The 14,102-nt window shown below is 41.2% G+C and carries 17 protein-coding genes; 10 read left to right on the top strand and 7 right to left on the bottom strand.

Annotation, left to right across the window (positions count from 1 at the left end):
* Positions 1 to 97: 97 nt before the first annotated feature.
* The 7 genes from J0656_RS06175 to J0656_RS06205 are packed head-to-tail and all read left to right on the top strand — an operon-like array spanning position 98 to position 5,880.
* The gene (locus J0656_RS06175; RefSeq protein WP_176620466.1) at positions 98 to 871 is read left to right on the top strand and encodes a ParA family protein; all 774 of its coding nucleotides are present in this window, start codon (positions 98 to 100) and stop codon (positions 869 to 871) included.
* On the top strand, positions 872 to 1,777 hold the full coding sequence (locus J0656_RS06180; RefSeq protein ID WP_207032333.1) for a ParB/RepB/Spo0J family partition protein: 906 nt from the start codon (positions 872 to 874) through the stop codon (positions 1,775 to 1,777).
* Positions 1,770 to 2,426, top strand: coding sequence for a DUF5683 domain-containing protein (locus J0656_RS06185; RefSeq protein ID WP_225604984.1), 657 nt, complete (start codon positions 1,770 to 1,772; stop codon positions 2,424 to 2,426). The genes J0656_RS06180 and J0656_RS06185 overlap by 8 nt, the downstream gene beginning before the upstream one ends.
* 3 nt (positions 2,427 to 2,429) lie before the next feature.
* Complete coding sequence (dapB, locus tag J0656_RS06190) at positions 2,430 to 3,131, top strand: 4-hydroxy-tetrahydrodipicolinate reductase (RefSeq protein WP_207032334.1); 702 nt, start codon at positions 2,430 to 2,432, stop codon at positions 3,129 to 3,131.
* 50 nt (positions 3,132 to 3,181) lie between these two features.
* Positions 3,182 to 4,924: a signal peptidase I gene (lepB, locus tag J0656_RS06195; RefSeq protein ID WP_207032336.1), complete on the top strand. Its 1,743-nt coding sequence runs from the start codon at positions 3,182 to 3,184 to the stop codon at positions 4,922 to 4,924.
* A gap of 22 nt (positions 4,925 to 4,946) precedes the next feature.
* Positions 4,947 to 5,579, top strand: a complete 633-nt coding sequence (locus tag J0656_RS06200) for a WbqC family protein (protein WP_207032337.1) — start codon at positions 4,947 to 4,949, stop codon at positions 5,577 to 5,579.
* On the top strand, positions 5,572 to 5,880 hold the full coding sequence (locus tag J0656_RS06205) for a DUF6122 family protein (protein ID WP_207032338.1): 309 nt from the start codon (positions 5,572 to 5,574) through the stop codon (positions 5,878 to 5,880). Before J0656_RS06200 ends, J0656_RS06205 begins: the two co-directional genes overlap by 8 nt.
* On the opposite strand, the gene J0656_RS06210 is transcribed toward J0656_RS06205, so the two are convergent.
* The 7 genes from J0656_RS06210 to J0656_RS06240 form a co-directional block, all read right to left on the bottom strand.
* Positions 5,869 to 6,909: an endonuclease/exonuclease/phosphatase family protein gene (locus J0656_RS06210; RefSeq protein ID WP_207032339.1), complete on the bottom strand. Its 1,041-nt coding sequence runs from the start codon at positions 6,907 to 6,909 to the stop codon at positions 5,869 to 5,871. The genes J0656_RS06205 and J0656_RS06210 overlap by 12 nt on opposite strands.
* 3 nt (positions 6,910 to 6,912) lie before the next feature.
* A complete protein-coding gene (locus J0656_RS06215) occupies positions 6,913 to 7,776 on the bottom strand; it encodes a rhomboid family intramembrane serine protease (RefSeq protein ID WP_207032340.1) in 864 nt (287 codons plus the stop codon).
* 3 nt (positions 7,777 to 7,779) lie between these two features.
* Positions 7,780 to 8,535: a rhomboid family intramembrane serine protease gene (locus J0656_RS06220; RefSeq protein ID WP_207032341.1), complete on the bottom strand. Its 756-nt coding sequence runs from the start codon at positions 8,533 to 8,535 to the stop codon at positions 7,780 to 7,782.
* Complete coding sequence (mutL, locus tag J0656_RS06225; RefSeq protein ID WP_207032342.1) at positions 8,536 to 10,374, bottom strand: DNA mismatch repair endonuclease MutL; 1,839 nt, start codon at positions 10,372 to 10,374, stop codon at positions 8,536 to 8,538.
* Positions 10,374 to 10,658: a riboflavin synthase subunit beta gene (locus tag J0656_RS06230; protein ID WP_108246641.1), complete on the bottom strand. Its 285-nt coding sequence runs from the start codon at positions 10,656 to 10,658 to the stop codon at positions 10,374 to 10,376. Before J0656_RS06230 ends, mutL begins: the two co-directional genes overlap by 1 nt.
* Positions 10,659 to 10,773: 115 nt before the next feature.
* Positions 10,774 to 11,256, bottom strand: a complete 483-nt coding sequence (ribH, locus tag J0656_RS06235; RefSeq protein ID WP_207032343.1) for a 6,7-dimethyl-8-ribityllumazine synthase — start codon at positions 11,254 to 11,256, stop codon at positions 10,774 to 10,776.
* A gap of 3 nt (positions 11,257 to 11,259) precedes the next feature.
* Positions 11,260 to 12,021: a tetratricopeptide repeat protein gene (locus J0656_RS06240; protein WP_207032344.1), complete on the bottom strand. Its 762-nt coding sequence runs from the start codon at positions 12,019 to 12,021 to the stop codon at positions 11,260 to 11,262.
* A 126-nt stretch (positions 12,022 to 12,147) separates the two neighbouring features.
* Here J0656_RS06240 and recF point away from each other — a divergent pair, with 126 nt between their 5' ends.
* Genes recF through J0656_RS06255 form a run of 3 tightly spaced genes read left to right on the top strand, consistent with a single transcriptional unit; the run spans position 12,148 to position 13,950 of the window.
* Positions 12,148 to 13,227, top strand: coding sequence for a DNA replication/repair protein RecF (recF, locus tag J0656_RS06245; RefSeq protein WP_207032346.1), 1,080 nt, complete (start codon positions 12,148 to 12,150; stop codon positions 13,225 to 13,227).
* Positions 13,228 to 13,231: 4 nt separating this feature from the next.
* Positions 13,232 to 13,654: a hypothetical protein gene (locus J0656_RS06250; protein ID WP_207032348.1), complete on the top strand. Its 423-nt coding sequence runs from the start codon at positions 13,232 to 13,234 to the stop codon at positions 13,652 to 13,654.
* A complete protein-coding gene (locus J0656_RS06255; protein ID WP_207032350.1) occupies positions 13,654 to 13,950 on the top strand; it encodes a DciA family protein in 297 nt (98 codons plus the stop codon). Before J0656_RS06250 ends, J0656_RS06255 begins: the two co-directional genes overlap by 1 nt.
* Positions 13,951 to 14,102: the final 152 nt, after the last annotated feature.

The raw sequence follows: 14,102 nt of genomic DNA on the forward strand, positions 1-14,102 counted from the left end.
TTTAACGCTAAATAGCAGGTTTATTCACCCCCTGTTAACAAATTACATTTTATCGCATCCTAAATAATCGTATTTTTAGCACCTAACTTACTATGAAATGGGCAAGATTATTGCTATAGCAAACCAAAAGGGCGGAGTAGGAAAAACTACCACTACGGTAAACCTTGCAGCCTCCTTAGGTGTATTGGAAAAAAAGGTGTTGTTGATTGATGCCGACCCCCAGGCCAATGCAACATCCGGTTTGGGAATTGATGTTGATTCCGTGGAAAACGGGACCTACCAGCTTTTGGAACATACCATGAGCGTTGAAGAAGTCACCATCTCCACCGATTCCCCGAACGTAGATTTGGTACCGGCTCATATTGACTTAGTCGCCATCGAGATTGAATTGGTTGACAAGGACAATAGGGAGTACATGCTAAAAGAAGCTCTAAAAAATCTTGGGGACAAATACGATTTTGTACTGATAGATTGTGCCCCATCATTGGGATTGTTGACGTTGAACGCCCTAACAGCGGCAGACTCCGTAATGATTCCGATTCAATGTGAGTATTTTGCATTGGAGGGTCTTGGCAAATTATTGAACACCGTAAAAAGTGTCCAGAAAATACACAACAACGATTTGGATATCGAAGGAATGTTATTGACCATGTACGATTCCAGGTTACGGCTTTCCAACCAAGTTGTTGAAGAAGTGAAAAAACACTTTGCGGATATGGTTTTTGATACCATCATCCAGAGAAACGTTAGGCTGAGCGAAGCACCAAGTTATGGCGAGAGCATCATAAAATACGATGCAAGCAGTAAAGGTGCCTCCAATTATCTTAACTTAGCCAACGAAATTTTGAAGAAAAACAAGGAGAAAGTTTAGATGGCGAAAGCAACAAAAAAACAGGCGTTGGGAAGAGGCCTGTCCGCTCTTTTGAATGATCCTGAGAATGATATTAAATCAGTTTCGGACAAGAATGCGGACAAGGTTATAGGTAATGTAGTAGAACTGGATATCAATTCCATTGAAGTAAACCCATTCCAGCCACGTTCCAATTTTAACGACGAAACCCTTGAAGAACTGGCCAGTTCCATTCGAGAACTTGGCATTATACAACCTATAACGGTTAGGAAACTGGATTTTAACAAATTCCAGTTGGTTTCCGGGGAACGTAGGTTCCGCGCATCCAAATTGGTCGGATTGGAAACCATTCCAGCTTATATCCGCATTGCCAACGACCAAGAATCCTTGGAAATGGCCTTGGTGGAGAATATTCAAAGGCAAGATCTTGACCCCATCGAAATTGCTCTCTCTTATCAACGCTTGATTGATGAAATCGAGATTACCCAAGAGAAATTGAGTGACCGCGTTGGAAAAAAACGTTCCACCATCACCAATTACCTTAGGTTGTTGAAATTGGACCCGATTATCCAAACCGGAATGCGGGATGGATTCATCAGTATGGGTCATGGTAGGGCACTTATCAACATTGACAAGAAAAAAGACCAAATCGCCATTTATGAAAAGGTGGTTTCCGATGGCCTATCCGTTAGAGCTACCGAACAATTGGTGAAAGACCATAAAGAACCCAAAAGTTCAGGTTCCGAAAAGAAAAAGAGCACTTCGGATGTTCCTGAATTTGTTTCCAGCAGTTTGGACTCCATCAAAGAGCGACTAGCGACCAAAGTGGACATTACCACTTCAAAAAACGGAAAAGGAAAAATTGTGATACCCTTCCATTCAGAGGAAGATTTTAAGCGTATCAAAAAATTGTTGACAGGTGAATAAAAACCTCCTTTTATTGCTCTTTGCCTTTTTGTTGTTTCATTCAGGTTTTTCCCAAGAAGAAGAGGAAAACAAAGAAAAGGAACAGCCTCAGCAAACCAAAGAGGTAGACTCTATTACCCAAACCATGGAAGGAGAAGGTGTTACTTTTGAAGAGGTAACAAAGCAAAAGAGCATCAATCCCCTTGCTCCCAGTAAAGCTGCGTTTTATTCAGCCGTTCTTCCGGGTCTAGGACAAATCTACAACAAACGCTATTGGAAGGCACCCATAGTTTGGGGCGCCATAGGAACAGGAATTTATGTCTATTCCTTCAACAACACCGAATATCGGAGAGCAAGGAATGCTTTTAAACGGCGACTTGCAGGTTTTGAGGATGATGAGTTCTGGGATTTGAACGGAGATGGCAATGGTCCGGACCTAACATCCGAAGCACTGCAAGAAGCTCAAGAAAACACCCAACGGGACCGAGATCTTGCCCTGGTCATTACCATTGCACTCTATGCCCTTAATATTATTGATGCCAATGTGGACTCCCACTTGAAGCAATACAATGTGAGCGACGACCTAGCAGTTGACTTTAACCCTTATTTAGATATAAATCCGTTTACCAACAAGCCAAACTACGGTATGGCTATGGTGATAAAATTTTAATGTATGAAGATTGGTCTTTTTGGATATGGCAAAATGGGAAAGATGATCGAGCAGATTGCTCAGGATAGAGGCCATACCATCGTAGCAAAGATTGATGACCCTTCGCAGGATGTGGATTATTCCTCAATGGACGTTGCCATTGATTTCAGTACGCCCGAAGCTGCTTTTGACAATATCACCAATTGCTTTAAAAACAATGTGCCCGTCATCAGTGGAACTACCGGATGGTTGGACAAGTATTCCGACGCCATCAAAATTTGTGAAGACAACAAGAGTGCGTTTATATATGCCTCCAACTTTAGTTTGGGAGTAAATATCTTTTTTGAGCTCAATAAACAGCTAGCCAAAATGATGGCCGGATTGAACCAATACAAGGTTGGCATGGAGGAGATACATCACACACAAAAGTTGGATGCCCCAAGCGGAACTGCCATTACTTTGGCCGAAGGAATTATTGAAAACACCGCATACGAAAACTGGAAATTGGATGAATCGAGCGATAAAACAGTTTCGATAAAATCCATAAGGGAAGGTATGGTGCCCGGAACACACAGTATTGCTTACGCAAGTTCCGTGGACACTATCGAGATAAAACACGAAGCGCACAACAGGGAAGGGTTTGCTCTTGGGGCGGTAATAGCTTCGGAGTGGATACAAGGAAAAACAGGTGTTTTCTCTATGAAAGACGTGTTAAACCTAAGCTAAAAAACGTAACAGGAACATAGACCCAGAGTCTAACAAAGAAACTTTTTTATATGGACGGTATACAATGGATCATTTTTATTCTGATCATTCAGGTCATCCATTTCTTGGGAACTTGGAAGCTCTACGTTAAAGCAGGCAGAAAAGCATGGGAAGCCGCCATACCGGTATACAACGGTATCGTTTTGATGAAAATCATCAATAGACCTGCCTGGTGGGTACTTTTATTGTTTATTCCCATCATCAATTTGTTGATGTTCCCCGTAGTTTGGGTGGAAACCATCCGCAGTTTTGGAAAAAAGTCCCTTGTAGATACATGGTTGGTCATCCTTACCCTTGGTTTTTATATCTATTACATCAACTACGCAGAGGACGTAAAATATATCGAAGACCGCAGCCTAAAACCGACCACAGGTTTGGGAGAATGGGTAAGTTCCATCGTATTTGCCATTGTTGCCGCGACTTTTGTACACACGTATTTTATACAGCCTTATGTAATCCCAACGGGGTCACTGGAACGCACGCTACGTGTCGGTGACTTCTTGTTTGTGAGCAAGTTTCATTATGGCGCTAGGGTCCCCATGACAACCTTGGCCGCCCCTATGGTCCATGATACGCTACCTGTGCTAAAAACACGGTCTTACTTGGCCGATGTAAATCCGGAGACCCATAAAACCTCATGGATCAACAAATTGCAGTTGCCCTATATGCGTTTGCCCGGGTTTGAGAAAGTTGAAAAAAATGACATTGTCGTTTTCAGTCTACCTTCGGATACGCTCTATCAATTTTTTAAGGCACAAAAAGCGGTCATAAAGCCTATCGATAAAAAATCCAACTACGTAAAACGCTGCGTGGGAACCCCTGGGGATTCCCTGGCAGTTATTGATGGTTTTGTATATATCAACGGCGAACAGCTTAAATTATCCGACCGGGCCAAGCCCATGTATATATATGACATCTATTCCAACAATGGAGTGTCGAGCAAGTATTTAGAAGATGTTGACGCTTCGGATTATGTTAGAAAGTACATTGCCAGCAATATCAGCGAAGCCCAATATAATGCGGTCGTTCCCTATATTTCTGGTGGACGACCTACAGAAGATGGAAAAATTGAACTATATACTCGGGAAGATGGAATACCTACAGATGTAATCCGTCAATTAAGACTTTCGTTATCCGAAGAAAAACCTCGTTCAAGAACAGCTAATCTAACCGATGAGATGGTCGCTGCCTTGAAACAAAATCCAGGTATTGATTCAGTGGTAAAAACAATTGAACCCAAAGGAATGTATGGCGGAAACATATTTCCACAAAAGCCTAATTTGTACCCGTGGAACAACGACAATTTTGGGCCTATCTACATTCCCAAGGAAGGTGCAACGGTAGAGATCAACTCCAAGACAATTCCTTTTTATAAAAAAATAATAAGGGACTACGAGCACAACGATGTGGAAGTAACAGGTGGAAAAGTACTTATTAATGGCAGCGAAGCCAATTCCTACACCTTTAAGCAAGATTACTACTGGATGATGGGCGATAACCGCGACAATTCTGAAGATAGTAGGACCTGGGGGTATGTACCTGCCGATCATATTGTGGGAAAACCAGTTTTCCTTTGGATGAGCTTTGACAACTTTAGACAGGGAATCGCCAATTGGAGGGTTCGTTGGGACCGAGTTTTCACAACCGTTGGTGGTAGCGGGGAACCGGTATCCTACTTCTGGTATTTCATAGCCCTATTGGCCGCTTGGTTTATTTTTGATTTCTTCCGCAAGCGAAAGAAAAAGAATGCATAGGTAATTTAAACTCATCTGTTCTTTGAAAATTCTTATCCATCCTTCCTATTTTCCCAGCATTGCAACCTTTGCTGCTATCGTCCAGCATGAGGTAATTTGGGAGGTGCATGATAATTTTCAGAAACAGACCTACCGGAACCGTTGTTATATTTCTACGGACAAGGGCAAACATATGCTCAATATTCCTATAAAACACGTTGGTGGCAATGAGGGACGTCAAAAGTATATTGATGTAAGCACCGAAAATAGTTACAATTGGAAAAAAGAGCATTGGCGCACTTTGGAAACGGCTTACAGAACCTCGCCCTTCTTCGAATTTTATGAAGACGATATTAGACCTATCTACGAAGGAAACGAAGACTCGCTCTACAATCTGAACTTAAAAACCATTGAAGCCATTGCTGATTGTGTTGGAATAAAAATTCCAACAGCTAAAACCGAAACGTACCAGATTGAACCAACCACCTATTTTGATGCCCGATTTTTGGTAGAGGCCAAAAAAGAAAAAGATTGGAACATAGAACCTTATACACAGGTTTTTGAGGAGCGCCATGGTTTTATACCCAATTTGAGCATCTTGGACCTCTTGTTCAATGAGGGCACCAATACACTTAGCTACTTAAAAAATCTATCTTTAGGTTTTACAAATGACTAGGCATCTCATCCACTACGGTATACATTTTTTGGTTCCCATTTTAATTGGCCTTTGGTTCTTCAAAGGAGATAGTTTTAGGGTTATTTTGATACTTCTGGCCGGAATCCTAATAGATATAGATCACCTCTGGGCAATTCCTTTGTATGATCCCGACCGTTGCAGTGTGGGATTTCATATCTTTCATACCTATTGGGCCATTATACTCTATATTTTGCTGCTGTTCTTTAAACCTACCCGACTAATCGGTTTGGCATTGGTCATACACATTATAGCAGATTCCGTGGATTGTTTATTGATGTGAATTTAAACGTACAGTCGCCATTACCGGATAATGATCGGAAAGGCGTTTATCAAAATTCTGATGGGAAATCACTTCAAAATTTTGATCTGTCAAAATGTAATCTATCCGAAGCGGTAGCTTCCACAAATCGTATGTACGACCAAAACCACCTCCCTCTTCTAAAAAAGTATCTTGTAAATCACCTTTTGCAATTTTATAAACGTTGGAAAATTGAGTATTATTAAAATCTCCGCAAACAATATTTGCATAAGGACTCTCCTCTAAATGACTTCTGAGAATTTCAGCTTGCTCTAATTGTTTTGAAAAGGTATCGACCAATATCTTATAAGTTCTTTCCGATTTTTCGCCATCAGAAAAGTTATCCGTACTCGGTATAATCTTAAAAGATTGCAGATGTACATTGTAAACCCGCAGAGTATCCTTTCCAACGGTAATATCAGCATAAATGATGTTATTGATTGTACCCGGTAAATCCAACGACCCTTCCCCAACAATAGGGTGTTTGGAAAATATGGCCTGAGTTGTCCTTGGTACGGCGTTAGGTGTTTCACTCCTATATTTATATTGATTTAGCTGCCTATAACGATCCCTACTATGTTCTTGGACGCAGAGAATGGTAGGGTCCTGATCTTTCACAAATTTCACTATACTATCTCCTACCCCTGGTTGTTTCATCCAACCATTCTTATTAAATCCCCATGCATTGAAGGACATGATTTTTATATCCGATGACACTCCTTCTTGAGGAACATTATTGCCTCCAAAACCATAAAAAGGTCCGAACATAAGATAACCAAGAACGATAGCCGTGAACGAAAGCAAAAACTTTCGTTTCATTTTTGCAGCCCAGTACAGTAGAAACATTATGTTAAGTGCAAATAGAAAAGGTACCACCAAACTCAGTACCGAGATGGCAGAGAAAAACCGTAATGGCACATAAGAGATGAATCCAGTAAACAGCAATAGAAATGCAATCAAAATATTGATTGCAAACACCACCCTATCCCATATTGAGGTAGATTTTTTCACTGTTTAGTCTTCCTTACCTGCCTTAAACAAAAAGTCCTTCTCCTCCTTGGACAAGCTTTCATAGCCAGATTTACTGATTTTATCCAAAATCGAATCAATCCTTTTTTGCTTGGCCTGTTTGTTGTAATCCTCTTTGTTGTTAGCGGCTGCTTTTTTCCTGTAAACCGTCTTTAAGGGTGCCTTTTTCTCCTTTGGCTTAAATATGTTTAGGATTGCATCTCTAAATTTAGTGAAACCGGAACCTATATCATTTCCCTTGAACAATTGCCGAGCGTACATATATCCTAAAAAGGCTCCTCCCAAATGGGCCATACCACCACCAATGTTATCCCCCATTCCAATCAAGACCAAATCCTTTATCACCAAAGCAAGGCCGATATACCATAATTTTATATTGAAGAAAATTACGCGTACCTCTTGATTTGGAATATAGGCACATACAAAAATAAGCACTGCATTTACTCCTGCAGATGCTCCTATCAATGCAGTATTGGAGTTGACGAGGGTCGGAAATACATTATAACTTAGTAGAAACACCAAGCCGCCTAACATCAATCCCAAAAAATACACATTGATGAACCGCTGTGAATCAAATAGGTTCAGGAAAATCCGACTCGCAAAATAAAGCACGATCATGTTCCAAAAAATATGTCCAAAACCTGCATGAAAAAAGGAATAGGTCACCAAGGACCAAGGTTGGGTCAAAAATTCAAAAAAGTCCTTTGGCAAATGAAACCAACGTGAAAACGAATGGCCCAATAAAGCCCCCGAGAGTCCGTCCAATAAAAATATAAGCACATTGATGGCAATGAGCTTTTCGGCTATACTAAGCCTTGCAAATTGATATCGTAATCCACCGGTCATCATAAATTAATCCCACCTATTTTTGTTGAACTGATTTCTTTTCCAGTACCACATGATTATAAATCCGGTCAATGCTCCCCCAACGTGGGCCATATAGGCCGTATTGCTAGGGCTGAAAAAGGACTGTCCCGTAATTGCGGAAATCACATCCAACAAGATTATACCTGGAATAAAATATTTGGCCTTTATGGGTATGGGCAAAAATATCAACATAAGCCGTGCTTCTGGGTTCATCATTCCAAACGCTGCCAAAATTCCCATAATACAGCCAGAGGCACCTACCATACTGGCATTGTATATTTGAGCATACTCTGGCATTACCGCCCTTAGGGTGGAAATCTGAATTTCGGACAACCCTTCTTGGAGTCGGTTTGAAGCCAACATATCCAATATTTGCTGATTGGAGAGCCCCGTGCTCAACAATTCCGATTGGGCAGGTAAAAAATTAAAGTAGTAAAACCCTAACTGAAACAACACCGCACCCAATCCCGCAGAAAAGTAAACAAATAGAAACCTATTCTTTCCCAGTACTCGCTCAACAGGTGTTCCAAACATCCAAAGAGCGAACATATTGAACGCTATATGCATAAAACCCCCATGCATGAACATATGGGTGATTATTTGCCAAATTTGGAAATTTTCATTTTTGGGAAACCAAAGTGCCAACCATTGATACATTTGATCTCCATATAATTGAGTGGCAAAAAACAAGATCACGTTAATGATCAAAATGTGCTTTACTGCCTCGGTCATTCTACCCATCTAGTTGAATTTTTTATCAATATCCCCTTCGGAGATAATGGTATATGTTATTTTTTGAAAAGGGCTCAAATTAGGCTCCTTGCATGCAAAAAGATTGTTCACCAACATTAATTGCGATTCAGAATCCAACACATCCCCAGTGCGTACCGCTAGGTTCCTGCTAAGCGCTTTGGCCAACATTTCGGCCTGCGAAATGGAACCATCGGAGTAACCCTCCATATAATCAGCAATCAAGCGATCCAATACCGTGCCAATCCCACTTTCAGGAACCATCATAGGTACACCTGTCACTTTTACAGTCTCCTTTTCCAAGCTATCAAATACAAAACCTATGTTTGTCAGGCTTTCATGGATTTCTTTGACTACGGCCAATTCCTGCTTGTTAAAGCTCAGTTCCAAAGGAAACAATAATTGTTGGCTTACCCCTTCTTTCACCGTAATCTCACCCAAAAACTTTTCGAAAAGAATCCGTTCGTGGGCCCTATTCTGATGGATGACCAGCATTCCCGATTTTACTGTGCTGACCACATATTCTCTCCGCAATTGAAAGGTACTGGCCAAATGTTCCTCGACACCTTCACCCGAATACAACGTTCCTTGCTCCTCACTTTCAGACTCAATGACCACACTACTGAACTCATTGTGGTCGTTCTGATGACCGAGTCCTTCGTACAAGTCCTCCCAGCCTTTAGTGCTTTGTTTACGAAAACTGCCTCCGGACCCGCCTTTCTCTTGAAATGGATTAAAACTGGCATCTACAGTAACTTTTGGGATCACTGCTCCTTTTTCTTTGTATGAATAAGGTGTATCCAGGTTAGGGTCATGGTCAAAATCCAAAACAGGGGCCACGTTGAATTGCCCCAAACTATGTTTGATCGTTGATCGTAAAATCGCATACAGGGTGTTTTCATCATCGAACTTTACCTCGGTCTTTGTTGGATGTATATTGATATCGATAGAGGATGGGTCTACCTCCAAAAACAAGAAATATCCGGGATGGGTGTCTGATTTTATCAAACCCTCAAAAGCTGCAACCACGGCATGATGTAAATAAGGGCTTTTGATATAACGGTTGTTGGCAAAAAAGAACTGCTCTCCCCTACTCTTTTTGGCGAATTCTGGTTTACAAATAAATCCGGACACCTTTACCACTTCGGTCTCCTCGGAAACGGGAACCAAACGGTTATCCATTTTACTACCGAAAATGTGCACGATGCGTTGACGATGCTTTCCGATGGGAAGGTTAAAAATCTCCGACCCATTATTGTAGAAATGAAATTCGATATTAGGATGGACCAAAGCTACCCGATGGAACTCGTCGGTAATATGTCGAAGCTCCACTTGTGTCGATTTCAAAAAATTTCGTCTTGCCGGGATATTGAAAAATAGGTTCTTTACGGATATGGAAGTTCCTTCTGGGGTTGCGATTACCTCTTGGGACACAATTTTGCTCCCCTCAATTTTAAGGTGCGTGCCAACCTCATTGGCTGCGGTACGCGTTTGCATATCCACATGTGCTATAGCCGCGATGGATGCCAGTGCTTCCCCTCTAAAGCCTTTGGTGGCCAAATTAAAAAGATCTTGTGCGGAAGATATCTTGGAAGTAGCGTGGCGTTCAAAGGACAAACGGGCATCGGTCTCGCTCATACCCGATCCGTCGTCCACTACCTGGATAAGCGTTTTTCCCCCGTCCTTAACAATCAACTTTATACACGTGGCCCCCGCATCAATGGCGTTCTCCATAAGTTCCTTTACTACGGAAGCGGGTCGTTGTACCACCTCCCCTGCTGCTATTTGGTTAGCGACATGGTCCGGTAAAAGTTTAATGATGTCCGCCATTATGGATTCAGGAATATTGATAAGTCAAAATCGATGATAAACAGAAACAGCAAGACCAGAACGGCAACAATGATCCAAAAACGAAGTTTTAAATTTTTATCCCCTTCGGTCTGTAAATCGTCCATTGCAGAGGTGACTTTGTTTTTAAGTCCCCTGGTGGAATGTGCCGTGGTTCTGAATTTATCAAGCTTGTGCTCAATTTTATAAGGATTCCCCTCTCCCTTGTAATATCTGGGGGAGTAATCGAAGCTCTTATTTTTCCTAAGTTTTAAAGGGTTTCGCATAGTATCCTTATCGCTGTAACCTCAAAGGTACTTAAAATACAAAAAAGGGGTTGGACGATCGTCCCAAAAAATGTTAACAGTCCCTAGATGTTTGGATTATTGGAAGTAATAGAACTTACTTGCCCAACATAGCCATTTGAATGGCGGCAATAGCGGCTTCAGTTCCCTTGTTGCCGTGCTTGCCTCCGCTCCTTGCTCTGGACTGCTCAATGTTATCATCAGTTAGCACACAAAAAATCACAGGAACATCGTATGCGACGTTCAAGTCCTTGATGCCTTGGGCCGTTGCACTACAAACAAAATCAAAGTGGCTGGTCTCCCCTCGAATAACGCTGCCGATAGCTATAATGGCATCCACTTTTTGGGTCTGAATCATCTTCTTGCAACCGAAAGTAAGTTCAAAACTGCCAGGTACATCCCAGCGTAGAATATTTTCCGATAAAGTCCCACAATCCAATAACGCTTCTTGAGCGCCCTCGTACAAGGCCTCGGTAATCTCATCGTTCCAGTCAGAAACAACAATCCCAAACCGAAGATTTTTCGCATTTGGGATTTTATTTTTATCGTAAACGGATAGGTTTTTGTTCTCTGTGGCCATCTTTTAATTTTGCGCCAGTCCGATTAAAGCGTCAACACCATTGGCTTCTTGAGAGTTCGGATATTCTTCCTTGATTCTTTCAAAATATCCCAAAGCTTTGCTTTTTTCATCCAATTCCAATGCTACAACACCGGCCTTATGTAAAAAACGAGGAGCTGTAAATTCGTTATCGCTATGAGAAATTGCCTTTTCATAATAATCCAAGGCATCATCATTCTGGTTCAATTGAGAAAAAGCATCACCGATTCCTCCTTTTGCCATAGCGCCCATAATATCGTCATCGGAAGAAAAACCTTCCAAATACTCGATGGCCTGATCATATTGCTTAAGGTTCAAGTACGTCATACCAGCGGAATATTTTGCCAAATTGGCTGCTTTGGTACCACTGTATTCCTCGATAATATCCAAGAAACCATACTTGCCTTGAGCGCCGTTCAAAGCCAAGGTAAACAAAGAATCCTTTTCGGTTTCACTTGCCAACGCTTGGTCAAAGTATTGTTGCGGGTAGAAAAGTTCGTTTGCGGCTGTTGCCTCTTTTGGATTCTGGATGAATTGGTGATAGCCCAAGTAAGCTAAAACACCAACGGCAATCACACCGATTACGCCCAAAATATAATTTTGGTTCTTCTGAACCCATGCTTCGGTCTTGGAGGCACCTTCGTCCAAAGTATTGAAAACTTCAGCCGTTGTGCTGTCGTGTTCCTCTATCTGAGCTTCTTCCTCTTTATTTTTTGGCTTAAAGCCTCTCTTCTTGTATGTTGCCATCCGTCATTTAATTGGTCGCGCAAAAATAAAGTTTTTATCCAAAACCAAAAGGTAATTTATTCGTTATTTTTGGATTCCCTTTTTTAAAGGGCTGCCTTTTTATTCCAAACCGTTTCTCTGATTTTTATGTTTTTAAGACATTTATCTTTAGTCAATTACAAAAACTTTGATTCCAAGACCTTGGAATTCGACCCTGTCATCAACTGTTTGGTGGGCGATAATGGGGTAGGAAAGACCAATGTTTTGGATTCCATTTACCACTTGTGCTTTGGCAAAAGCTACTTTAACCCCGTGTCCACACAAAATATAAAACATGGCACCGATTTTTTTGTTGTTGAAGGTGAATTTGAGAAAAACGAAAGAACCGAAAAAATACTCTGCTCTTTTAAAAAAGGTACCAAGAAGGTGATAAAACGCAATGGAAAACCCTACGAAAAGTTTTCCGAGCACATTGGTTTTTTGCCATTAGTGATTATTTCCCCATCTGATCGTGACCTGATTTTGGAAGGCAGCGAAACCCGGAGAAAATTTATGGACGGGGTAATTTCCCAATCGGACAAGGTATATCTTCAAAACCTCATCAAATACAACAAGGTGGTGGCACAGCGCAATTCGTTGCTCAAGTATTTTGCCGCGAACCGTACGTTCGACAAAGACACCTTGAGCATTTACAACGAACAGATGAACACCTTGGGCACAGCGATTCATCAAAAAAGAGTGGAATTTATTGAGTCTTTTCTCCCCATTTTCAAAGAGCAGTACCATAACATCTCCGAAAAAGATGAGCAAATCGACCTCTCCTACGAAAGCCAGTTGAGCGATGAAAGTCTATTGGAGCTTTTAAAACAAAATATTGATAAAGACAGGGCCTTACAATATACCTCGGTAGGCACACACAAGGACGACCTTAGTTTTACCATTGCCGGTCACCCCATTAAAAAATTCGGGAGCCAAGGCCAACAAAAATCATTTTTGATTGCATTGAAGCTGGCACAGTTTCACTTTATTAAACAATTAGCAGACACTACACCGATTCTTTTATTGGATGATATTTTTGACAAATTGGACGAAAACAGGGTATCACACATTGTCGGACTGGTCAAGGATGATAATTTTGGCCAGATTTTTATAAGTGACACACACGCCGACCGTACCGAAAATGTGGTAAAGAACATTCATCAGAGTTATAAAATATTTACCTTGTAGCATCATGAAACACATACTTCCCTTTTTATTGATTTTACTGTTCTGGAGCTGTAATGATTCATCCATAAATAAAGAAGATTTACATTACCTGAACGGTTATTGGGAAATTTCGGAAGTCGAGTTTCCTGACGGATCTATCAAGGAATATGGAATGAACACCAGCATCGATTTTATTCAGTTGAAAGAAGAAAAAGGGTATAGAAAAAAGATGAAACCCCAGTTTGATGGCACCTACGACACCTCAAAAGATGTGGAAAATTTTGAAGTATCGGACATCAACGAAACCTTTACCCTTCGTTATAAAAATGAGTTCAGTGAATGGGAAGAAAAACTGGTGGAGTTGGATTCGGTTTCATTTTCGGTCATCAACCAAGAAGGTATAACTTATAAGTACAAACGTTTTGAACCCATAAAAATCCCCCAGTAATGGCCAAAAGACATAGTTCCCATATTCCATTGAGCGAAGCGCTTAGCGAGTTCATCCAAGAAAACAAGCTCCAAAAGGGCATGGACAAAGTGGATGCCAGGGAGGCCTGGGCAACATTAATGGGCAATGGGGTAAACAACTACACAACAGCTGTTGAACTGAAAAACGATACACTCTACATATCGCTCACCTCTTCTGTATTGCGGGAGGAATTGAGTTTGGGAAAAACCAAGATCATTAAAATGCTCAATGAGGAATTGGGCAAGGAACTGGTGAAAAAATTGGTTTTAAGGTAATCGGAATGTCATTTCGACAGCATTCGAAGGGGTTGTCAAATGGTACAGTTGGTTATTCGCTTGTTTGATTGGCAGCTATTGGATCGTTGCATAAGTGGTCACTCTGGTCTGGAGATTTCTCAATCGATACTTTGTATTTCGTTTCGAAATGA

The organism is Flagellimonas aurea (assembly GCF_017313785.1).
Classification (GTDB): Bacteria; Bacteroidota; Bacteroidia; order Flavobacteriales; family Flavobacteriaceae; genus Flagellimonas; species Flagellimonas aurea.